General features: G+C 60.3%; 23 protein-coding genes. 18 read left to right on the forward strand and 5 right to left on the reverse strand.

The features are described from left to right. The first annotated feature begins 18 nt into the window (after positions 1–18). The 5 genes from H7C19_RS00670 to H7C19_RS00690 all read left to right on the forward strand — a co-directional run bounded on the left by H7C19_RS00670 (position 19) and on the right by H7C19_RS00690 (position 6,379). Positions 19–996, forward strand: coding sequence for an alpha-ketoacid dehydrogenase subunit beta (locus H7C19_RS00670; RefSeq protein WP_185140631.1), 978 nt, complete (start codon positions 19–21; stop codon positions 994–996). 20 nt (positions 997–1,016) lie between these two features. Further along, positions 1,017–2,360, forward strand: coding sequence for a dihydrolipoamide acetyltransferase family protein (locus H7C19_RS00675; protein WP_185140632.1), 1,344 nt, complete (start codon positions 1,017–1,019; stop codon positions 2,358–2,360). A 3-nt stretch (positions 2,361–2,363) separates the two neighbouring features. Beyond that, entirely contained in the window at positions 2,364–3,785 is a 1,422-nt protein-coding gene (gene lpdA, locus H7C19_RS00680; RefSeq protein ID WP_185140633.1) for a dihydrolipoyl dehydrogenase, read from the forward strand. A gap of 373 nt (positions 3,786–4,158) precedes the next feature. Next, positions 4,159–4,488: an ArsR/SmtB family transcription factor gene (locus H7C19_RS00685; RefSeq protein WP_185140634.1), complete on the forward strand. Its 330-nt coding sequence runs from the start codon at positions 4,159–4,161 to the stop codon at positions 4,486–4,488. Between the two features lie 163 nt (positions 4,489–4,651). Further along, positions 4,652–6,379 carry a SulP family inorganic anion transporter gene (locus tag H7C19_RS00690; protein WP_185140635.1) on the forward strand — a complete coding sequence of 576 codons (1,728 nt, stop codon included), beginning with the start codon at positions 4,652–4,654 and terminating at the stop codon, positions 6,377–6,379. Here the strand turns inward: H7C19_RS00690 and H7C19_RS00695 are convergent. Next, on the reverse strand, positions 6,376–8,190 hold the full coding sequence (locus tag H7C19_RS00695) for an SgrR family transcriptional regulator (protein ID WP_185140636.1): 1,815 nt from the start codon (positions 8,188–8,190) through the stop codon (positions 6,376–6,378). The genes H7C19_RS00690 and H7C19_RS00695 overlap by 4 nt on opposite strands. A 129-nt stretch (positions 8,191–8,319) precedes the next feature. Between H7C19_RS00695 and H7C19_RS00700 the strand changes: the two genes are divergently transcribed. The 8 genes from H7C19_RS00700 to H7C19_RS00735 all read left to right on the forward strand — a co-directional run bounded on the left by H7C19_RS00700 (position 8,320) and on the right by H7C19_RS00735 (position 14,757). Next, positions 8,320–8,511, forward strand: coding sequence for a hypothetical protein (locus H7C19_RS00700; RefSeq protein WP_185140637.1), 192 nt, complete (start codon positions 8,320–8,322; stop codon positions 8,509–8,511). A 141-nt stretch (positions 8,512–8,652) separates the two neighbouring features. Then, a complete protein-coding gene (locus H7C19_RS00705) occupies positions 8,653–9,168 on the forward strand; it encodes an acyl-CoA thioesterase (protein WP_185140638.1) in 516 nt (171 codons plus the stop codon). Between the two features lie 41 nt (positions 9,169–9,209). Further along, positions 9,210–10,004, forward strand: a complete 795-nt coding sequence (thyA, locus tag H7C19_RS00710; protein ID WP_313731282.1) for a thymidylate synthase — start codon at positions 9,210–9,212, stop codon at positions 10,002–10,004. 82 nt (positions 10,005–10,086) lie between these two features. Then, on the forward strand, positions 10,087–10,641 hold the full coding sequence (locus tag H7C19_RS00715) for a GNAT family N-acetyltransferase (RefSeq protein WP_246469227.1): 555 nt from the start codon (positions 10,087–10,089) through the stop codon (positions 10,639–10,641). Positions 10,642–10,760: 119 nt separating this feature from the next. Then, a complete protein-coding gene (locus H7C19_RS00720) occupies positions 10,761–11,264 on the forward strand; it encodes a dihydrofolate reductase (RefSeq protein WP_185140640.1) in 504 nt (167 codons plus the stop codon). A gap of 166 nt (positions 11,265–11,430) precedes the next feature. Continuing rightward, on the forward strand, positions 11,431–12,921 hold the full coding sequence (locus H7C19_RS00725; protein ID WP_185140641.1) for a glutamate synthase subunit beta: 1,491 nt from the start codon (positions 11,431–11,433) through the stop codon (positions 12,919–12,921). Between the two features lie 146 nt (positions 12,922–13,067). Further along, positions 13,068–13,391 carry a hypothetical protein gene (locus tag H7C19_RS00730; protein WP_185140642.1) on the forward strand — a complete coding sequence of 108 codons (324 nt, stop codon included), beginning with the start codon at positions 13,068–13,070 and terminating at the stop codon, positions 13,389–13,391. Positions 13,392–13,680: 289 nt separating this feature from the next. Next, entirely contained in the window at positions 13,681–14,757 is a 1,077-nt protein-coding gene (locus H7C19_RS00735; protein ID WP_185140643.1) for a glucosaminidase domain-containing protein, read from the forward strand. Between the two features lie 134 nt (positions 14,758–14,891). Here H7C19_RS00735 and H7C19_RS00740 read toward each other — a convergent pair whose 3' ends face one another. After that, on the reverse strand, positions 14,892–15,632 hold the full coding sequence (locus H7C19_RS00740; protein ID WP_185140644.1) for an HAD family hydrolase: 741 nt from the start codon (positions 15,630–15,632) through the stop codon (positions 14,892–14,894). Positions 15,633–15,890: 258 nt separating this feature from the next. Here H7C19_RS00740 and H7C19_RS00745 point away from each other — a divergent pair, with 258 nt between their 5' ends. Further along, complete coding sequence (locus tag H7C19_RS00745; RefSeq protein WP_185140645.1) at positions 15,891–16,028, forward strand: hypothetical protein; 138 nt, start codon at positions 15,891–15,893, stop codon at positions 16,026–16,028. Positions 16,029–16,034: 6 nt separating this feature from the next. On the opposite strand, the gene H7C19_RS00750 is transcribed toward H7C19_RS00745, so the two are convergent. After that, entirely contained in the window at positions 16,035–16,265 is a 231-nt protein-coding gene (locus H7C19_RS00750) for a hypothetical protein (protein ID WP_185140646.1), read from the reverse strand. A gap of 309 nt (positions 16,266–16,574) precedes the next feature. Here H7C19_RS00750 and H7C19_RS00755 point away from each other — a divergent pair, with 309 nt between their 5' ends. After that, positions 16,575–17,303, forward strand: a complete 729-nt coding sequence (locus tag H7C19_RS00755; protein ID WP_185140647.1) for a phosphonate ABC transporter ATP-binding protein — start codon at positions 16,575–16,577, stop codon at positions 17,301–17,303. A gap of 173 nt (positions 17,304–17,476) precedes the next feature. Here the strand turns inward: H7C19_RS00755 and H7C19_RS00760 are convergent, their stop codons facing one another. Beyond that, on the reverse strand, positions 17,477–17,626 hold the full coding sequence (locus H7C19_RS00760) for a DUF6254 family protein (protein WP_185140648.1): 150 nt from the start codon (positions 17,624–17,626) through the stop codon (positions 17,477–17,479). A gap of 123 nt (positions 17,627–17,749) precedes the next feature. Here H7C19_RS00760 and H7C19_RS00765 point away from each other — a divergent pair, with 123 nt between their 5' ends. Then, positions 17,750–18,424, forward strand: coding sequence for an MOSC domain-containing protein (locus H7C19_RS00765; protein WP_246469228.1), 675 nt, complete (start codon positions 17,750–17,752; stop codon positions 18,422–18,424). Then, positions 18,421–19,176 (forward strand): SDR family NAD(P)-dependent oxidoreductase, encoded by a 756-nt coding sequence (locus tag H7C19_RS00770; RefSeq protein WP_185140649.1) that lies wholly within the window; start codon positions 18,421–18,423, stop codon positions 19,174–19,176. The genes H7C19_RS00765 and H7C19_RS00770 overlap by 4 nt, the downstream gene beginning before the upstream one ends. Positions 19,177–19,407: 231 nt before the next feature. Here H7C19_RS00770 and H7C19_RS00775 read toward each other — a convergent pair whose 3' ends face one another. After that, complete coding sequence (locus tag H7C19_RS00775) at positions 19,408–20,763, reverse strand: MFS transporter (protein WP_185140650.1); 1,356 nt, start codon at positions 20,761–20,763, stop codon at positions 19,408–19,410. Positions 20,764–20,874: 111 nt separating this feature from the next. Here H7C19_RS00775 and H7C19_RS00780 point away from each other — a divergent pair, with 111 nt between their 5' ends. Continuing rightward, positions 20,875–21,789, forward strand: a complete 915-nt coding sequence (locus tag H7C19_RS00780; RefSeq protein ID WP_185140651.1) for a polysaccharide deacetylase family protein — start codon at positions 20,875–20,877, stop codon at positions 21,787–21,789. The last annotated feature ends 99 nt before the right edge of the window (positions 21,790–21,888 follow it).

A 21,888-nucleotide genomic window follows, 5' to 3' on the forward strand; every position in this document is an offset into this window, starting at 1 on the left:
TGGGAGAGAGTTCACAGCATGGCGCAAATGAATATGATTGAGGCGATTAAGGACGCGATGCGGGTCGAACTGAAGCGCGACTCGAACGTGCTGATTTTCGGCGAAGACGTCGGCAAGGTCGGCGGCGTCTTCCGTGCCACGGAAGGACTGCAAGCGGAGTTCGGGGAACAGCGGGTATTCGATACGCCGCTGGCCGAATCCGCCATCGGCGGCCTGGCCGTCGGTCTCGGCATCCAAGGATTCCGCCCGATCGCGGAGATCCAGTTCGTCGGATTCATCTATGAAGCATTGGACCAAATGTTCGTACAAGCCGCCCGGATGCGCTACCGTTCCGGCGGACGCTACAACGCGCCGATCGTCTTCCGCACGCCGTTCGGCGGCGGCGTCAAAGCGGCCGAGCTGCACACCGACTCGCTGGAAGGCCTCGCCATCCAGACGCCGGGCATGAAGGTCATCGTCCCTTCGAACCCGTACGACGCGAAGGGCCTTCTCATCTCCGCGATCCGCGACAACGATCCGGTCTTCTTCATGGAGCACTTGAACTTGTACCGCGCGTTCCGCGACGAGGTGCCGGAAGGCGAATATACCGTGCCGATCGGCAAAGCCAAGGTCGTCCGCGAAGGCAAGGACGTTACGATCATCGCTTACGGACTTATGGTTCATACCGCAGTGAAGGCGGCGGAGGAGCTGGAGAAGAACGGCGTATCCGCCGAAGTCATCGACCTTCGTACGCTGCTCCCGCTCGACATCGATACGATCGTCGCTTCCATCCAAAAGACGAACCGCGCGATCGTCGTGCAGGAAGCGCAGAAGACTTCCGGCGCGGCCGCGGAGGTCATCGCGCAGATCAACGAGAAAGCCATCCTGCACCTGGAAGCGCCCGTGCTTCGGTGCGCGGGACCGGACACGGTCTATCCGTTCGCCCTCATCGAGGATGCATGGCTGCCGACGCCGGCGCGCATCGTGAAGACCGTTAACCAAGTGCTGCAGTTCTAAGAGGACAGGAGGTAGGCCACGTGGCTAGATTCGAATACCGGTTCCCCGAACTTGGCGAAGGGTTGCACGAAGGCGAGATCGTCAAGCTGCACATCGCGCCAGGCCAAGCGGTAACAGACGAAGATATTCTCATGGAAGTACAGAACGACAAAGCGATCATGGAAGTGCCTTGCCCGGTCAACGGCAAGGTGCTCGAAGTGCTCGCCAAAGACGGCCAGACGATGCGCGTTGGCGAAGTCGTCGCCGTCATCGAGGCCGAAGGCGAACTGCCGGAGCAAGCGCATGCGGACAGCCATGGCGATAGCAACGGCGGCGGCAGCGCGGCTACAGGCGGCGCCGATACGAAGGGTCAGCCCGCGCAAGCGCCTGCGGCGGAAGCGCCTGCGGCAACGGCTGCGCCTGCGGCCGAAGCGAAGCCGGCTGCGCCTTCCAACAATGGGCCTGTCCTGGCAACGCCTAGCGTTCGCAAGCTAGCGCGCGAGAAGGGCGTCAACATCGCCGAAGTGGGCGGCACCGGCAAGAACGGCCGCATCACCCGCGAAGACGTGCTCGGATTCTCCGGCGGCGGAGCGGCTGCTCCTGCGGCGGCATCCGAAGCGCCAGCCTCAGCCGGACAAGCGTCCGCAGCGGCCCCGGCGGCCCGCGCCGTACAGGCCGGCCCCGGCGTCGAAGAGCGCGTGCCGTTCAAGGGCGTCCGCAAGGCGATCGCCAACGCGATGGTCAAATCGGTGTACACCGCTCCGCACGTCACGCTCATGGACGAAGTGGACGTTTCCGCGCTCGTCGCGCTCCGTACGCGCGCGAAGCCGGTCGCCGAGAAGAAAGGCGTCAAGCTGACGTATCTGCCGTTTATCGTCAAGGCGCTCGTCGCGGCTTGCCGCGAGTTCCCTGCCTTGAACGCGATGATCGACGAAGCAGCCAACGAGATCGTCTACAAGAAGTACTACAACGTCGGCATCGCGACCGATACGGACAACGGCTTGCTCGTGCCGGTCATCTTCGATGCGGACCGCAAGAATGTCTGGACCGTCGCCAATGAGATTCGCGATCTGGCGACCCGCGGCCGCGACGGCAAGCTCTCCCCGAACGAGATGCGGGGCAGCACCATCTCGATCACGAACATCGGTTCCGCGGGCGGCATGTTCTTCACGCCGGTCATCAACTTCCCGGAAGTCGCGATCCTCGGCACCGGCCGCATCTCCGAGAAGCCGGTCATTAAGAACGGCGAAGTCGTCGCGGCGTCCGTCATGGCGCTTAGCCTCAGCTTCGACCACCGGATCATTGACGGCGCTACGGCTCAGAATTTCCTTAACTACATTAAACAGCTGCTCGCCGATCCCGAGCTGCTCGTCATGGAGGTGTAATCGATGGTAGTAGGAGACGCTTCTCTGGACATCGACACATTAGTAATCGGAGCAGGGCCCGGCGGTTACGTCGCGGCGATCCGCGCCGCGCAGCTCGGACAGAAGGTCATCATCGCGGACAAAGGCAAATTCGGCGGCGTCTGCTTGAACGTTGGCTGCATCCCGTCCAAAGCCCTCATCAACGCGGCGCATCACTATGAATCGATGCTTCACGCGGCCGATTACGGCCTGTCCGCGGACAACGTCGGCGTCGACTTCGGCAAAGTGCAGGAATACAAAGGCTCCGTCGTGAACAAAATGACGAGCGGCGTCGAGATGCTGCTCAAAGCGAACAAAGTTCAACTGTTCCAAGGCGAAGTCATGTTCATCAACGAGCATGAAGCCCGTCTGTTCAACGACCAGGAAGCGCCGCGCTACCGCTTCAAGAACTGCATCATCGCGACGGGCTCCCGCCCGATCGAGCTGAAGCCGTTCCCGTTCGGCGGCCGTATCCTGTCTTCGACCGAAGCGCTGTCCTTGCCCGAAGTGCCGAAGAGCATCGTCGTCATCGGCGGCGGCTACATCGGCGCCGAGCTCGGCCAGATGTACGCGAAGTTCGGCACCGAGATCACGATCCTCGAAGGCGCCGACACGATCCTGCCCGGCTTCGACAAGGACATGAGCCAGCTCGTCGTGAAGAAACTCAAGAAGAACAAAGTCGAGATCGTCAACGGCGCGCTTGCGAAGAGCGCCGAGCAGACGGACAAAGACGTAACGGTCACATACGAAGTAAACGGCGAGACGAAGACCGTCACGGCGGAGTACCTGCTCGTCACCGTCGGCCGCCGTCCGAACACGGACGGAGAGCTGGGCCTCGACCTGATCGGCATCAAGCTGACCGACCGCGGCCTCGTCGAAGTCGACGACCAATGCCGCACGAGCATCCCGCACATCTTCGCGATCGGCGACATCGTGCCGGGCGCGGCGCTGGCGCACAAAGCTTCGTACGAAGCCAAGGTGGCGGCTGAAGCGATCGCGGGCCTGCCTTCCAAGGTCGACTACAAGTGCATTCCGGCCGTCGCGTTCACCGATCCGGAGTGCGCGAGCGTCGGCTACACCGAGAAGGAAGCCAAGGAGAAGGGCTACAACGTCAAGTCCAGCAAGTTCCCGTTCGGCGGCAACGGCCGCGCGGTCACGCTGGGCGGCGCAGACGGCTTCATGAAGATCATCTCCGAAGCCGATACGGGCCTCGTGCTCGGCGCTCAGATCGCCGGCGTCGAAGCGTCCAACATGATCGCCGAGCTGGGTCTCGCGATCGAGATGGGCGCGACGGTCGAGGATATCTCCTTGACGATCCATGCGCATCCGACGCTGGGCGAGATCACGATGGACGCGGCCGAGCTCGCGCTGGGCCATCCGATCCATACGATCGCGCCGAAGAAATAAGCTACGCAAGATTCGCTCCTGAACGATCGAGAAAGGGCCACTCCCGCAGCACGCGCTGCAAGGGGTGGCCCTTTGTGCGCTTTGCAGCGCGCCGACTAAGGCGTGAAAGTCCCCATCATTTCCCGCGAAGCGGTAACCTGTGTACAAGACCGCAACGGTTAAAGCACGGCTTGATCAGTATCTCAGTGGGGATAATCGTGGAGGAACCGGATGCAACGACCCGCACGTCCTGGTTCTTGTGAGAGGCACATGCAATTGCGCATGGTCCTACTCGATTGGCGTTTACGTAAAATACCTCTGTCGTAAATTCCTCGTTTAAGTTATGTTATGATATTCATATGTTCAGAAGTTCTGCCATTAGGGGGCTTACGCCATGAATCCAACGATCCAACAATTTAAAGCCGACTTTTTTAAAGCGCTGGCGCATCCGATGAGAATTCGAATTCTGGAAGTTCTGAGCGAAGGGGAAAAGAACGTAAACGAATTGCAAAGTATATTGGGTTCGGAAGGATCCGCCGTTTCTCAGCAACTGTCGGTATTGCGAAACAAGAACGTGGTTACAGGCGTAAAAGACGGAACCTCGGTCATTTATTCGCTGCGCGACCCGCTGATCAAAGATTTGCTTGTTGTCGCGAAGCGGATTTTCGACAATCATCTCGTTGACGCCATTTCATTACTTGAAGTCATTCGCAATGAGTCATAACCGAACATGCAAGGGCATCCGCGAGAACATCAAGGAGCACCTTGTTTTTTTTGTCTAAACTAGCAGGAAGTTGTGTTTTCGCGTTGACTTTGTTCGATAAGGGGAGTAATGTCTTCTATATATTCAAATAATCAAATATATGATAAAAAGAAGGTAAATTTCAATGAAGTGGAAAGGAAGATTTGAGGGATACCGCGCTGCCGCATTTCGCAAGGATCTCCTATCAGGTGTAATTGTTGGCATTATCGCCATTCCGTTAGGAATGGCGTTTGCTATTGCAGCTGGGGTCAAACCCGAATTTGGCCTATATACAACCATCATTGCCGGTATATGCATTTCCTTGTTCGGGGGCTCTAAATTCCAAATTGGCGGCCCAACTGGCGCATTTATTCCGGTACTCTTCGCCATCGTCATTCAATACGGATACGAAAATTTATTGATTGCCGGATTTCTGGCCGGAGCGATTCTTGTTCTTATGGGGGTATTTAAACTTGGCGTATTCATCAAGTTTATCCCTCGTCCCGTAACCGCCGGATTTACCGCTGGAATCGCCGTGATTATTTTCAGCGGACAAATCGCCAACTTTCTAGGTCTAAGCGAAATCGAAAAACATGAGAATTTTCTGCCAAGCATGAAGGAAATCGGGGTTCGCCTCACAAGCACGAACATCTACAGCGTCATAACGGCGGGGGTTTGTTTGTCGGTAATCCTCCTAGCGCCAAGATTTTTGCCGAAAGTTCCAGCTTCGTTAGTGGGACTTGTCGTATCAAGCATTGTTGCAGATGTGTTTTTCAAAGGGAACGTAGCAACGATCGGAACGTCCTTCGGAGCCATCCCGAGTACATTGCCCCATTTTCATTTTCCGGAAATCACCTGGGATCGCATTGAAACCCTCATTCGCCCCGCTTTTGTTATTGCGATGTTGGGCGGTATCGAATCTTTGCTATCGGCGGTTGTGGCCGACGGCATGACAGGCAGTCGTCATAACAGCAATCGCGAACTGATCGGACAAGGCGCCGCCAATATGGTTATCCCCCTCTTTGGAGGTATTCCGGCGACCGGAGCCATTGCGCGGACGGCAACGAATATTAAAAGCGGTGCCGTCTCGCCTTTGTCCGGTATCATACATGGACTTGTTGTATTGCTGGTGCTCCTCTTGCTTGCGCCTTATGCATCGGAGATCCCCCTTGCAAGCATGGCGCCCATCTTGATGTTGGTTGCTTGGAACATGAGCGAACGAAAAGAATTCGCCCGCATCTTGAAGACCGGAACGAGCGATTCTGTCGTTCTTATCCTTACCTTTTTGCTAACCGTATTCACGAATTTAACTACTGCTGTCGAAGTCGGATTCATCCTGGCCGTTATTCTGTTTGCGAAACGGATGAGTGACGTTTTGACGGTAGCCAAAGTACTTCCCGATCCAACGGCTAAACATGAAAAAGTGAGGCCGAAAAGGGTGACGGAAGGCCATGATTGTCCTCAAATCGGCATTTGCACCATCGAAGGCGCTCTCTTTTTCGGTGCCGCGAATCGATTCGAGGAGTCGATCCTGGATGCGATTCGACAAAGGCCTAAAGCGTTGCTTCTGCGCATGGGGAAAGTGCCCTTTATGGATACAACGGGCGAATCGAGCCTGGCCAGTTTGGTGAAAAGCTGCGAGAAATTTGGCGGGAAGGTTCTGATATCTGGAATTCAGCCCCAACCGTTAGAAGTAATGAAGAGAACAGGGCTATTTACACGGATTGGGGCTGAACATTTTTTTGGACATACAGGCGAGGCGATTCAATTTGCGCTATACCAACTGGATTTGAACCAATGCTTAGGTTGCAAGCAGTTTGCCTTCCGCGAATGTACTTCCTTATCTAACGAGGAATCCCAAAAACCCGTTTAAGCCATCTGTTCCAGCCAGATATCCTTAAAGTCGATCCAGCCGAGCGTGTTCAGGGTGACGCCGCGAACGGAGGGATGAAGGTAGGTCCGAAGCTCTTTGTGATGAAGGAAGATGACGGAGGCTTCGTCGCGCAGGTGCTCCTCGATCACCTTCAGATGCTGCCGTCTGCAGGGCTCGGTATCGGATCTTAAGGCGTCGTCGATCCGCCCGCAGATCCAATCCAGGCGCTCGTCGTCCAGATAAGAACGGAAGACGCAATCTCCGTGCTCATAAGTCTCGATCTCGCACACCTCGTCTTCGGAGAACACGATCCCGGAGATCGTCAGATCCGCATCCATGAAAGGGTTGGCATAGCACGGCGTATCTTCCCAAGTAAAGAGCTTGAGCTCGACAGCGATGTCCCATTGCGCGAGCCGCGCGACGATCCAGCGGGCATCCGCCTCGAACTTCTCGTGCGCGGCGAATCGGATGGCGGAACCGTCGTAGTGGGACTCGCGCAGCGCGGTCTTGACGCGTTCCGGACGGAACGGCTCGACGGACCGGGATTGGCTCGTCTCCGGCCGGAAGCCGAACGCCGGCAGCACGCGATCGCCTCCGAGCTCCGAGACGAGCTCGCGCGTATTCAGGATCATGCGCACGGCCCGGCGAAACGCCTCCGATTGCTGTGACCCCGGACGGCGAAGGTTCCAAGTGAGCATCGTGCAGCCTTGGCACAATTGCGTCAGCGTCTGCCAGTTCTCTCTGTGCTTGCCCAGCGGATGTCTCCCGTCTACTTCGTGATGCAGTACCAGTACTTCCGGCATGCCTACCGGCGACGACGCGCAATCTTCCGGCATGATGATCATATCGACCCCGTCGAGATAAGGTCTGCCTTCATGATAAGCGGCGTGGGCGGCCAATTCGATGCAGTGCGAGGAATGCGAGACGAGCCGGAAGGGGCCGGAACCGATCGGCAGCCGCCAGAACTCCGCTTCGTCTATACCGCCGAGTTCGGCGGGCAGTATGGAGGCCGCGCAAGAGCACATGAACCGGTCGAAGATCCGGTTCGGGCGACTCAACTGGATGCAGACGACGCGAGAGCCGAGCGGTTCGACGCGCTCGACACCGCGGAGCAGCCAACGGTTCTGCGTATCCCCGCGCAAGCGCTCCAGCGTATACACCACGTCTTTCGCAGTCAGCTCGCGTCCGTCGTGGAAGCGCACGCCTTTGCGCAGATAGAAGGTCCACTCCGTCGCTTCGGGATTGGAGGTCCAATAGTGCGCGAGCAGAGGGACGATCTTGCCGAGCTCCGCGTCAAACCGAAGCAGCCGATCGAACAACTGCCGCACGAGATGCGCGTCGAAGGCGTAGTTCACTTGGGCGGGATCCAACGTCGTGACGGGCTTGTACACGGGGAATCGCAGCGTATCGCAGGCGGGAATGCCATCGCGGGCTTCTTCTTTGCGGTAGCCGAATTGGCCGTTCAGCCACTCGAGAAATTTGGGCTTCGCCTGCGTCCCTTCGCCATAGGATTGGAGCAGCTCGAAGGATTGCTTGTAGTCGCCTTGTTCCGCGTGGCATTGGGACAGATCGAGAAGAAAGCTCTCTTTCTGCACTTTGAAAGCGATGCGCGAGCGGTTGCCGCGGCCGCGGCCGGGGATCCATTCGATCAAGCCTTCATCCTCGAGCCTGTGCAGGATCAGTTTGGCGTTCCGCGGGGTGCAGTACAGCGTTTCCGACAGCTCCTCCAACGTCGCTTCGACCGGCAAACCTTCGCTCGTCTCTCCGCCGAAACGCTCATAAAGCGTCAAGTATCGCTCTGCCGTTATCACCTTTTCGGCCTCCTCTCGGCACGTGCCTATGGAAAAGGGGAAATCGTTCGAGACGATTATACGCTTTTTAGCCCCTTTTGAACAGCGCATAATGTCCTTAGAGAGAGAGGATGAAACGGAGGAGAGGGCATGTTGGAACATCAATATATGATCGAGAAGCTGGCGGAATACCGGGAAGCGGAATTCAGGGGCCGCAATCCGTGGACGGAAGCGGAGCTGCGCGCGGAGAAAAGCGGGAAGCGCCTCCCGCCGCCGCCCAAAAGGGGCGGCTGGCTCGTCGGGATCGTCATGCTGGGCATCGGGTTCCGCCGCGGCCGGTAAGCGGTTCGCATGCGATGACCCGGGCGCCGCTGCGCCTCGCATGGTATGATAAGGGAGAATGCGGACCGCTGTGCATGCCTTGCCGCTAGCAAGGCCACCCTAGTCCGTGAGACTCGTTGCGAGGAAAGAGAGGGCGACGCCATGGGCGCGGAACCGGAAGTCCAAGCCAGACCGATCGCGAATTCCCGCTCCGTCATGACGGAGATGGTATTCCCGGGAGATACGAATCACCACGGCACGATGTTCGGCGGGACGCTGATGCAGTATATCGACAAGATCGCGGCGATCGCCGCGATGCGCCACTGCAACATGCCGGTCGTGACGGCGTCGACGGACAGCCTCGACTTCCTGTCGCCGATCAAGGTGGGCGAAGCCATCGAGCTGGAAGCGTTCGTGACCTGGACGCACCGCAGCTCCATGGAGGTCTACTGCGTCGTCCGCGCGGAGAATTTGTTCACGGGCGAGAAGCGTCTTACCGTGACGGCCTTCAGCACGTTCGTGGCGTTGAACGAGCAGGGCCGGCCGGCCGCGGTGCCGGCCGTCTATCCGGAGAACGACGCGGAACGGGCGCTGCACGACAGCGCGGCCGAGAGATTCGCGCTGCGGCAGAAGCGGAGAAAGCAGCGGTATTCGTCGACAGAAGGTCCGGACAAGTGATACAATAGAGTATCTATCCCGACATGAAAGTGGTGCTCGTTGTGCGCAATTATTTGGACCTGCTTCAAGATATTATGGACCACGGCGTGGCGCGCGGAGACCGGACGGGGACGGGGACGATCAGCGTATTCGGCCGCCAGCTCCGGTTCGATCTGCAGGAAGGCTTCCCGCTCGTCACGACGAAGCGGATGCATCTGAAGTCGATCGTCCACGAGCTGCTGTGGTTCTTGAGCGGCGAGACCAACATCCGTTACCTCAAAGAGAACGGCGTCACCATCTGGGACGAATGGGCCGACGAGAACGGCGATCTGGGTCCGGTCTACGGTTCCCAGTGGCGGGCCTGGGAAGGCCCGGACGGCCGCAAGTTCGATCAGATCGCGCAGGTGATCGAATCGATCAAGCGCAACCCGGAATCCCGCCGGCATATCGTCAGCGCCTGGAACGTCGCGGAGATCGACAACATGAAGCTGCCGCCGTGCCATTTCGTCTTTCAGTTCTACGTGGCGGACGGCAAGCTCTCCTGCATGCTGACGATGCGTTCCGTCGATACGTTCCTCGGATTGCCGTTCAACATCGCCTCCTACGCGCTCCTCACCCACATGGTCGCCCAGCAGTGCGGGCTCGAAGCCGGCGAATTCATCTGGTCCGGGGGAGACGTGCATATTTACAGCAATCATTTCGAGCAAGTGAAGCTCCAGCTGACGCGCGAGCCGTTCCCGCTGCCGAAGCTCGTCATCCGGCGCAAGCCGGAATCGATCTTCGACTACAAATACGAGGACTTCGCGTTCGAGGGCTATCAGTATCATCCGACGATCAAGGCGCCGATCGCGGTCTGACGGACCAAGAGGTCCATTTCTGGATCACCACGGACGGCTTGACCGCCGTGGTGATCTTTATCATCCGGGGAGGTTCGGGGAGATGGAGATGAACAAGACGATCAAGGGAGCCCGCGTCGCGCTGCGCTACCTGGAAGAACGGGACGCCGAAGCGTTCGTTGATATGCATCGGCGCAATCGCGATTTCTTTCAGCCTTTCCTGTACGAGCGCGGTGAGGAGTTCTATACGGCCGCTTATCAAGTCGAGCAGTTCCGCAAAAGCAAAGCGATGGCCGAGAACGACGAAAAGTATGCGTACGGCATCTTCCTGCGCGAGACGAACGATCTGATCGGTATGATCTCGCTTAGCCAAGTCACGCGCGGACCGCTCCAATCTTGCTGGGTCGGCTACTATCTGGACCAACGGCACAACGGGCGGGGGTATGTATCGGAAGCGCTGCGTCTTGTCGTCGACTTTGCCTTTAACGATCTAAAGTTGCACAGGGTCGAAGCAGGCGTCATGCCGCATAACGCCAAGTCGATCCAAGTCGTGGAGAAGGCCGGCTTCGAACGCGAAGGGTTGAACAAGAAGAACGTATTCTTGAACGGGCAATGGCAGGATCATCTTCACTTTGCGATTGTGAATCCGAACGATTAACAGGGATTTTACTTGTTATGTACGCATTTTCGCGAATTGTCACCTTTCTTCCGATAGTCATCTTTCGACAGGCTATGTTATGATGTAGAAAAGAGAGACGAAGAGGGGGAGAGGCCCGCATGTCGATTACAATGATCGCAGCCGTCGCCAAGAACGGCGTGATCGGCGCGGACAACGATTTGCCTTGGCGGCTCAAGGCCGATATGGCCTTTTTTAAAGCTCAGACGATGGGGAAGCCGGTCTTGATGGGGAGCAACACCTTTCGCTCCTTGCGCAAGCCGCTCGCGGGCCGAACGAACGTCGTCCTTTCGCGAACGATGGCCGAAGCGCCGGAAGGCTGCGTGCTGGTCCGATCGGTAGAAGATGCGCTGCGGCTGTATGGCGGCGATCGGCTGATGGTGATCGGGGGAGCGGAGGTATACGGCCAATTGCTGCCGCATGCCGATCGCCTGCTGCTCACGGAGTTGGATGAGGCGGTCGCCGGAGACGCGAAGTTCCCGGAATTCGACCGCGCGGAATGGCGGCTGGAATCGCGCGTGCCGCATCGGCCTGACGCGGACAATCCGATCTCTTTTGCGTTCTGCACTTACGTTCGCGGCCCTGCGGAAAGTGCAAAGAATTGAGCGGATAATCCATTCTGGGCACGACTCCTATCAGGTAAGATGATTGATCATGCTGTGCAAAATCCTTGACGCAGATAGGCTTGCATCTTCAACCTTCAATGGCTATATTGAATGAAGCAGAAATCGCAAGTGTTCGTGCGAATTACCGACAGATGGAGGAAATGGGATGTCGACACCTACGGGATTTATGGAATATCAGCGCGAGCTCCCGAGCGATCGCGATCCGTTGGAGCGCATCAAGGATTGGAATGAATTCCACCGGATGTTCTCCGAAGAGCAATTGCGCACCCAGGGCGCCCGCTGCATGGATTGCGGCACGCCCTATTGCCATACGGGCATGGAACTGTCGGGGGGCGCCTCCGGCTGCCCGATCAACAACCTGATCCCGGAGTGGAACAACCTCGTCTACCGCGGATTGTGGAAGGAAGCCTACGAGCGACTCGCGAAGACGAACAACTTCCCAGAATTCACCGGACGCGTCTGTCCGGCGCCCTGCGAAGGCTCCTGCACCGTCGGCCTTATCGGCGACGCGGTCACGATCAAGACGATCGAGCAGGCGATCATCGACCGCGCTTTCGAAGAAGGCTGGGTCGTGCCGCAGCCGCCGAAGTCGCGTACCGGCAAGCGCGTAGCCGTCATCGGCTCCGGCCCCGCAGGACTGGCCGCAGCCGCTCAGCTGAATAAAGCCGGCCACACGGTAACCGTATTCGAGCGCGCGGATCGTCCGGGCGGACTGCTCACGTACGGTATCCCGACGATGAAGCTGGAGAAGCATATCGTTCAGCGCCGCGTCGATCTCATGGCCGAAGAGGGCATCGAATTCGTCACGAACACCGAGATCGGCAAGGACATCTCCGCCAAGCAGCTCGCCGAGGAGTACGATTCGATCATCCTCTGCGGCGGCGCGACCAAGGCGCGCGGAATCGGACCGGTCGAAGGCGCGAACCTCAAGGGCATCTACCCGGCGATGGAATATCTGAACGGCACGATCAAGAGCTATCTCGATTCGAACCTGGAAGACGGCAATTATATCTCCGCTAAGGACAAGCACGTGATCGTCATCGGCGGCGGCGATACCGGAACCGACTGCGTCGCGACCGCGCTGAGACACGGCTGCACGAGCGTCTCGCAATTCGGCACGCACGCCAAGGCGCCGCTGACGCGCGATCAGATCAACAACCCGTGGCCGGAGTTCCCGAACGTCTACACGCTCGACTATGCCCACGAGGAAGCCAAAGCGCTGTACGGCGAAGATCCGCGCGCCTTCTCCGTCCTGACGAAGAAGTTCGTCGGCGACGAGAACGGCAACGTGAAGGAACTGCACACGGTGCAGATCCGCCGCTACATCGACGACCAAGGCCGCAAGATCTACGAAGAGATCCCCGGCTCCGAGAAGGTATGGCCGGCCGACATCGTCCTCGTCGCCGTCGGATTCGAAGGGCCGGAGTCGACGCTGATCGACCAGTTGGGCCTGGAGACCGACCGCCGCACGAACGTCAAGGCCGCATACGGCAAGTACAAGACCAATATCGACAAAGTATTCGCCGCCGGCGATATGCGCCGCGGCCAGAGCCTTATCGTCTGGGCGATCAACGAAGGCCGCGAAGCGGCTCGCGAAGTCGACAGATACTTGATGGGATCGACGATGCTGCCTTAACCGGCGGGGAAGCGCCGAATAGAGTAGGCTGGAGGGTTGCTCCGGCGGCAGTCGCGATGACGCCGCCGCAGAGCAGCCCTTTTGAGCGCAGTCGGACGGATGCGATGCGCAAGGAGAAGGACGAGAGGAAAGGGGGAGTGCAAAACGTGATCCGGTATGGAGATGAATTCGCCAAGGAATTAACATTCGTGGGGATCGATGCCCGGATCGAACGGCGCGACGGGCAGTGGGTCGACGTCGTGCTCCGGTTCGCGACGGCCGAAGAGACGCCGATTCCGAGCGATCTGATCGATCTCACGGGGTTGATCGTCTGCACGCACGAAGGTCATCCGATCCAGATGATCCCGCTCGATGAGGGGTGCGACTGCGAATACCAATTCACCGTAGGCGAGAAGGAACAGATCGAAGCCTATATCCGCAGCGAAGCCGTGCAGACTGCGCTTAAAAGGGAAGCGATGGCGGCCGGATAATGCCGACATCGGTCGGCGCTCGCGGATCGAGCGGCGTCGAGACCGAACGTAGAGCCGGCGGGCTTGGTCAATCCAACTGCGCAACCAACCAACAAACCAAGCAAGCAACCAACAAACCGCGCAACCAACCAACAAACCAAGCAACCAAGCAACCAACCAGCCACCAAGCAATTCAGCCGTGCAACCCATCCATCCCGAGCGAGAACCCTCTTCCGCCTGCTGAAAGCCTATGATAAACTGATGCCTAGATCGATAGGAACGGATACGGGCGGGAGGTGCACGGAAGAGGATGGAGCGCATTGCCTTGTTGTCGCCGCAAGACGTAAGCGTCATCCGCCGCTACGTGCAGACCAAGTACGCGCCGCTGGCGGACGGCAGACAGGCGGAGATTGTCGCGGACGCGATCCGCCGCACGATCGAACGACGGCTTCCGGACTGGCCGGACGCGCTCCGGCGCGCCGTGACGGACAAGCTGATCCATCGCTGCGTCGTGGCGGAGCAGCGCGAGGTGCTGCCCGAAGACGTATTGGACGCGTGCGGCGAGACCGGGGGCGCCGATTCGGTCGACGCCGGGACGCTGCTGCGTTGGCTGAACGAACGGACCTCGAATCCTTGGTCCGCCGAGCGGTTGTCCGCTCATCTGCGAAGCCGCGCGACCGAACCGGCAATGGGCGCGAACGGCCCGGAGGGGGCTGCGACCGCGGTCGCGGCGGGTTCGGTCCCGGCGGCCGACTCCGGCGCGGGGGAGAGCGGCGAGTGGCGGTCCCGCCGGCTCATAGCGTGGGGGAGACGCCTCGCGTGGCCGCTCCTTGCCGTCTCGCTCGCCGTGGGGCTGACGGTAGCCGTCTCGCGGCAGCCGGCGCGCGAAACGGAGCCCCGAGCGGTGCCGCAGCCGACCGCCGTCGCGACGCCCGTGCCGAAGCCGGATGCCGGCATGCCCGAGGCGCTGCGTTACGCGGATATCGATGCGACTGCGGTGAAGCGCTATCTGCGCACGCGGGACTCGATGCTGGCGGACGAGCCGTACTTCGGGGCCATCGTGAAGAGCGCCCGCAAGCACGACGTCAATCCGCTGCTGCTGTTCGCGATCGTCGGCCAGGAGCAAGGCTTCGTCCCGAAGTCGAACAAGCAGGCGAAGCAGATCGCGAACAACCCGTTCAACGTCTTCCACAGCTGGGAGACGTACAATACGGACATCCTCGACGCTTCGGATATCGCGGCCAAGCTGCTCGCGAAGCTGGGGCGCTCGCGCCCGGAGGGGCGCGATCCGTTCGCCTGGTTCAATCGGACCTACGCCGAAGACCCGGCGTGGGCGGTAGGGGTGCGCAAGCTGTTCGACAAGCTCTCATCGCTTCCCGCGTCTTGAAATTTCCGCATGCGAACAGGCCGTCTCGACGCGTCCATCCGGACGTTCGGGGCGGCCTGTTTCGTTTTCCTCGTCCTCCGAAGTTGACGGCGCGGTACGGCGAATGCCGTAAATCCGGCAATCGATAACGCCGTCTACGATCGGTTCAGCATCAGATAGTCGTCGATGGCCGGAGGCACCTGCGGCAACGCGGTCAGCGTCAACAAGGCGCCGCGGGGCGAGGCGTCGAGAGGCACCACGTTGTAGGTCCACTCCAGCTCTTGCTTCAAATAGATGGCGTGGATGCCGCATGCGAGCGCGGGGAGGACGTCCGTGCGAACCGAATTGCCGATCATCCACGTCCGTTCGGTCTCGAACCGGCCGTCCCGCAGTATCTCCTTCAGCGCGTCCGTATTTTTGTGCATGCGAATATAGATGCGATCCTTAAAGTAGCGCTCCAGCTTCATCTGTTCGATCTTGCGGCGCTGGATCACCGGGTCGCCGCCGGTGTACAGATGCAGGCGGTGCCCGCTCTGCGCCAAGCTGTCGAGTGTCTCCTCCATATGCGGGTAGGCCTCGATCTCCTGTTCGTATACGCTGAGTCCGAGCTGCCAGAGATGCTGCTCTTCCTCCCGGCTGCGCGGGCGTCCGTGCAGGGCGCTGTAATGCCGGTACGTATCGACGAACGATTGGGGGAAGTGCTCGCTCTGGAAGCCGACCACCTGGACGCCCGCAATGTCGATCTCGGCATGCTTCTCCAATACGGCTTCGCGGGTCAATCCCGCGGAGGCGAACCAGGTCGTCATCAGGTCGGCGAATTGATCCTGAATCAAGTGGAAGTACTTGTTGCAATAAATCAACGTATCGTCCAAGTCGAACAAAATATGCTGTTTCATGTCAACCTGCTCCTTCATCCATCCTCGCGATCTTCGCTGCCGTTAGCATATCCGCGGGGCGCGCGAAAGGTTACGGTCAAGCAGCCATGGCCCAGGGTCCGACGGGACGGCGGCGCAAGGCATGTCCTCATTATGGCCGTCCGGCCGATGTTTGTAAATGAGCGACATGAGGAAAACTAAGACAAAAGCCCCCCATCGGCGAAGCGCGCGCGGCCAGGCCGCGGCGATAAGCGATGAAGGGCGGGAGGTGAGGATCCAATGCCTAGAAACGCAAGCTCCAAAGCCGATGATCAACAAAACATGGCACGGTTCAAAGCGGAGGCGAAAGCCTTGAGGCTCGATAAAATGTCGCGCCTGCCGCCAAGCATGAACAAGATTAACAAGAACCTGCCCTAAGCGCGCTTAAGCGTACTTGGAGATCTTGGCAGTCAAGTCGCGCTTGATGTAGGCGATGCGCTGGCGCACATAGAAGTCGTAGCTGCCCCCGCTGAGCTCGCGGGGGTTCATTGTAGTACCGGTATCGTTGTCCACGATGATCAGCTTGCCGTTCGGGTAAAATTTGAAAGTCAGATCTCGTGACGGCCGGGTTCCCCTTGAAGGTTCCAAGTAGCGGAGGTGTTCGCAGTTCTCCATCCATCATTCCACCTTTGACTCATAGAATTGGAACGTATGTTCTTGTTTTGATTATACCAAACATTTGTTCGTATGGAAAGGAGTTCCGGAATGAAATAAACTAGAAAGTGCAAGTAAAAACGGATTTGCCGTCCTCGGAAGAGGGCGAGACGTTTTTATCGGAGACGAATCAGCAAAGTGCGAGTGAAACTTAGACTTTCTGATGCGTTAAAGAAAATGGTCTTCATTCGTCGTCATAGGCCGCGCTACGTTCGGATAAGCGCCGTTAAGGCGCCGCGGCGAACCAGGTCAGGAGGAGTACGTGCAGCAATGATAAAGATAACGGGTTTGTCGCGTAAGCTTCCGCAGGGAAAAATGGTATTGGAAAACATACATGGACAGCTGGAGCCGGGCGCCTTCGTGGCGGTCGTCGGATCGAGCGGGAGCGGAAAGTCCACGCTGCTGCGCTGCCTCGCGCTGCGCGAGCGCTGGTCCGCGGGCGAGTACCGCTTCGACGGGCAAGATGCGAACAAGCTGGGCTTCTTCGGCAAGCTGCGGCTGAAGCGGAAGATCGCGTACCTCGAACAGAAAGCGCTTCTCTACGAGAAGAAGACGGCGCTCAAGAACGTGCTGATCGGGGCGATCGGGCAGGTATCCTGGTTCCGCCGCATGACCGGCATGGTCCGCAACGACGACTATATGGGCGCGATGGAGACGCTGGAGAACGTCGGCTTGATCGACCGGGCGCATCGGCAGGCGGAGAAGCTGAGCGGCGGAGAACGTCAGCGCGTGGCCGTCGCGCGGGCGATCGCGCACGGCGCTGAGCTGCTGCTGGCGGACGAGCCCGTATCGGGTCTGGATCCGCATTCCCAAGAGGATATCATGGCGATGCTGAAGAAGCTCACCCGCGAGCAGGGCACGACGATCGTCGTCGCGCTGCATCGGCTGGAGCTCGCGGAGAAGTTCGCGGATCAGATCTGGGGCTTAGAAGAGGGCCGTCTGGTGCTGGACGTCCGCGGCCGGAGACTGACGCTGGCGGAGAAGAACCGCATCACGTAGCCGTCCCTCATTAGCGGCGGGTTCGCCGGTCGGGAAGCTTAGCGCGTGCGGTCGGCGGCATGCCGAAGAGAGGCGTTCGATTCGCCGCCCGAACCGCGGCGGGCGCCAAGCGAGGAAGACCGCCCGTGCCGGCGAAATCGCCGGCGCGGACGGTTTTCGCGCGCTGCCTGGGCTCAAAGCGTCGGGTTCCCGGACTCCCCGTCTTCCGCTTGCCCGGCGTTTCGGGCAAGCTCGTGCAGGGAGGGTCCTTTGTCGTGCGGGTGCTGCGCCTGCTGCTTGCGGCTCTTCCAGGCGCTCTCCCGTCTTCGTTTGGAGGTCGTCACGGCGGATGCTCCTTTCCGGGAAATGGCGACGCATGCGTTAGCGTGGCGCGCGGAGCCTCCGCTTATTCGCCCCGGGCAGGGTCAACCCGCTACTTCACCAGATTAGAGGAGGTCTATCGCAGCATGAGCGCAAGCGAAATGCCGTTATCCTATCCGCTGCTGTCCGTGAACGTCGGCCGTGCGGAGGAGCGGGAATATAAAGGCAAGCCGGCCCGGTCCGGCATCGGCAAGCGCCGGGTTATGCAAGAAGTCGCCCTCGGCGGCACGGGTCTCGCGAATGACGAGCAGGCCGATACGGTGAATCACGGCGGACCCGACAAAGCCGTCTGCGTCTATCCCTATCGGCATTATGCGTATTGGGAGGACGTGCTCGGCCAATCGCTGTCCTTCGGGGCGTTCGGCGAGAACTTCACCGTCGATGAAGTCGCCGAGCCGGACGTACGGATCGGGGACGTCTTCGCGATCGGTACGGCCAAGGTGCAGGTCAGCCAGCCTCGCGTGCCGTGCTGGAAGCTCGCGATGAAGTGGGGGCTCGACGAACTGCCGGCGCTTGTCCTCGATACGGGCGCGACGGGCTTCTATCTGCGCGTGCTGGAGCCGGGCCTCGTATCGCCGGGGCCGTTGACGCTGATCGCGCAGCACCCGGCCGGTCTCACGGTCGCCGAAGCGAATCGGATCATGCACAAGGACAAGCGGGACGCGGACGGCATCCGGCGGCTGCTGGCCGTCGACGCGCTGGCGGACAGCTGGCGGGATTCGTTGGCGCGCCGACTCGCGAAGCTGGAGACGGAGGCATGAAGCGGAGCTTCGAAAGACTGACGGTCGTGATCACCGGCGCGGCGGGCGGTATCGGCCGCGCCTTGACCCGCGCTTACGCCCGGGAAGGGGCGACGGTCGTGCTCGGCGATCTCGAAGACAGCCAGGGGGGCACGATGGCGGATGCCGTCCGGGGCGAAGGCGGGAGCGCCATATTCGTCGCGGGCGATCTGAACGACCGGGATGCGGCCTCGGAGCTGATCGCAGCGGCCCTGAAGGCTACCGGCCGCCTCGACGTCTTGATCCACAACGCCGGGATCGGACAATGGAAGTCGCCCTACGAGCTCGAGATCGACGAGTGGGAGCGCGTCGTCAACGTGAATTTGCGCGGCGCTTTTCTATGCGCGCGAGAGGCGGCCAAGGCGATGAAGCAAGGCGGGGGCGGGTCGATCGTGAATATCGCGTCCACCCGCGCGCTGCAGTCCGAGCCGAACTCCGAAGCCTATGCGGCGACGAAGGGCGGCATCGTCTCGCTCACCCATGCCCTTGCCCTCTCGCTCGGGCCGGACCGGATCCGCGTGAACGCGATCAGCCCCGGCTGGATCGAGACGGGGGACTACTCGGCGCTGCGCGAAGCCGATCACGCGCAGCACCCGGCCGGCCGCGTCGGCACGCCGGAGGACGTCGTTCGGGCGTGCTTCTATCTGACCGACCCGGAGAACGGCTTCGTGACCGGCGCCAATCTCATCGTCGACGGCGGCATGACGCGCAAGATGATCTACGACGAGTCCTGAGCCGCCGCAGCGCTCCGAACCGATCCGAACCGATCCGAACCGATCCGATCCGCCTATCGGTCCCAGGCCGGCGATCTTGCGGTGACGAACCGGAGTCCGACGGGCCGGGGACGTACGTGGACGGCCCCGCGCCGCCGATCATCAACCAAAAAGCCTGCAAGCCTCGCATTCGCGCGAGGCTCGCAGGCTTTTTTGGTGGGCTTCCAGGCATCGGAGGCGCCGTGCCGAATCTTACCGCGTTCGCTTGCCCAGCAGCAGGAAAGCGCTGGCCAATGCCAGGATGCTCGCCGCGGCGCCGAACCGGAACAGGTGCTGGATGCCGGCGATCGCGTTCGCGCCGGCCGCGCTGAGCAAGCCGCCCATGATCGTGATGCTGATCACGTTGCCGATGTTTCTAGAGAAAAGGAGGAGCGAAGTGGAGATGCCTTTCTCGTGCGGTCCGACGAACTGCTGCGAGCCGATCGTGCTAACGGCGGACAGCAGGCCGAAGGCGAGGCCTTGGACGATCATCGTAACGGTCACGTAGACAAAGGTGGTGCCTTCCCGGAAGAACAGCAGCATGATGCCCGAACCTACCAGCAGGACGTTCCCGATGACGATCAGACGGGTGTAGCCGTACTTGAGAATCCAGCGTCCGGCCGGCACGGCCGTGATCATCCAGCCGATCGACATGCCGATGAGGGCGAGACCGCTGATGAAGATGGAGTGGCCTTCCTCCTGCAGGAACAGCGGTACATAAGCCGAAGTCCCGAACAAGGCCGACCAGCCGACGAAGGCGTTCAACGTCATCCAGCGGAGCTGGCGGATGCGGAACAGCGAGAGCGGCAGGATCGGCGAGGGGTGACGGCGCTCGTACAGCAGGAAAAGCGCGAGCACGGCCAATCCGGCGGCTGCGTATACGTATTGCAGGCGATCCGCGATCGTGACGGACAGCAGGAGACTGACGCCGACCGTGAAGAGAAGCGCCCCCCAGACGTCTACGGTCGCTCTTTTCGGCTGATAAGGCTCCTTGTAGGCGAGCAGCAGCACGAACGAGATCACGCACAGGGGAATGTTCACCCAGAAGATCCAGCGCCAGCCGACGGTCGCCATGAAGAAGCTGCCGAGCAGCGGCGCCAGGACGGCGGATAGTCCCCACATGGCGGTGAAGAGGGCCTGGATCTTGCCGCGCTGCTCGATCGAGAACAGATCGCCCGCGATGATGATCGGGAACGGCGTGATCAGCCCTGCGCCCAGTCCCTGCACGGCGCGGAACAGGACCAGCTGAAGCATGCTGTCCGACACGCCGCACAACAGCGAGCCGATGAGGAACAGGATAAGGCCGGCGGAGAAGACGACCCGGCGGCCGAACAGATCGGAGATGCGTCCGGCGATCGGCGTCATGACGGTACAGCAGATCATATAAGCGGTGAACGTCCAGGCGTAGAAGCTCATGCCTCCGCGCAATTCTTCGGCGATGCGGGGCATCGTGGTGTTCGTGATGGTCGCGTCCATGGAAGCGATGAGCATGGCGATGATGATGCTGGCCATGGCGGCCAATCTGCTCGCCCGGCTCAGCGCGAGCGGCTGTGCGGCTGCGGTAGACATCGTTACGGGTTCTCCTTCGGTAAGGATGACGTGATTGCCAAGCGAGGTCCATTATATCAACCTGCAATTGAAAGGGGAACCCGTCATACGATAAAAGAGGAGGCGATGCCCGTGAACACGTCCGAACGGTTGGGATTCGGCAAGCAAGATCGTCTGCTCATCGTCAACGCCGACGATCTCGGCCTCTGCCGCGCCGTCAACGACGCAGCGGCGGCGCTGCTGGAGGAGGGGGCCGTCGACTCGGCGACGATCATGATGCCGTGTCCGTGGTCACCGGATGCGGTCGCGGCCGTACGCGAGATCGCGGACGCCGATATCGGCGTCCACTGGACGCTGAATAGCGAATGGGAGCCGTACCGGTGGGGGCCCGTCAACCGGATCGGGCGATCGGCCTCGCTGACCGACCGGAACGGCTGGTTCTGCCGGACGGTCCGGGAGACGGAGCGCCGGGCGGATCCCGAGGAAGTGCGGGAGGAGCTGGTCGCCCAGACGGAAGCGGCGCTGCGAGCGGGGTTGCGGCTCACGCACGCCGACAATCATATGGGCAGCCTGTACGGCCTCGCGTCCGGCAAGGACCTCCTCGAGATCGCCTTCGACCTGTGCGCGCGTTACGGATTGCCGTTCCGGCTGCCGCGCATGCTGCTGCCCGCCGGCGAAGGGGCGATTACGCCGGAAGTCGAAGCGAGGGCGCGCCGGCGGGTCCGCCAAGCCGAAGAGCGGGGGATCGCGCTTCCCGATTATCTCGTCGGGCTCGAGTACGGGCTGGCGTTCGGCGAGACCTACCAATCGGTCAAGGCCAAGGGCATCGCGATGATTCGGGCGCTCCGGCCCGGCGTCACGGAGTGGATCACGCATCCCGCGCACGGCACCGACGAGCTGCGCGCGTTCAATCCGACGTGGGAGAAGCGCGCGATGGAGTCGGCCTTCTGGCGCGATCCGGACGTGCGTCGCGCCCTCTCGGCGGAGGGGATCGTGCGGATCGGCTGGCGCGAACTGCAGCGGCTGATGGCGCGGCAACCGTCTTAAACGGCCGAGGCGTAAGCGTTTTCTCATTTTTCGACCGGCTTGGCAGGAATTGTGCGAATTGTCGCGAAATAATAAATATTTACGTCTTCCGCACAATGA

Source organism: Cohnella nanjingensis (genome assembly GCF_014212125.1).
Classification (GTDB): Bacteria; Bacillota; Bacilli; order Paenibacillales; family Paenibacillaceae; genus Cohnella; species Cohnella nanjingensis.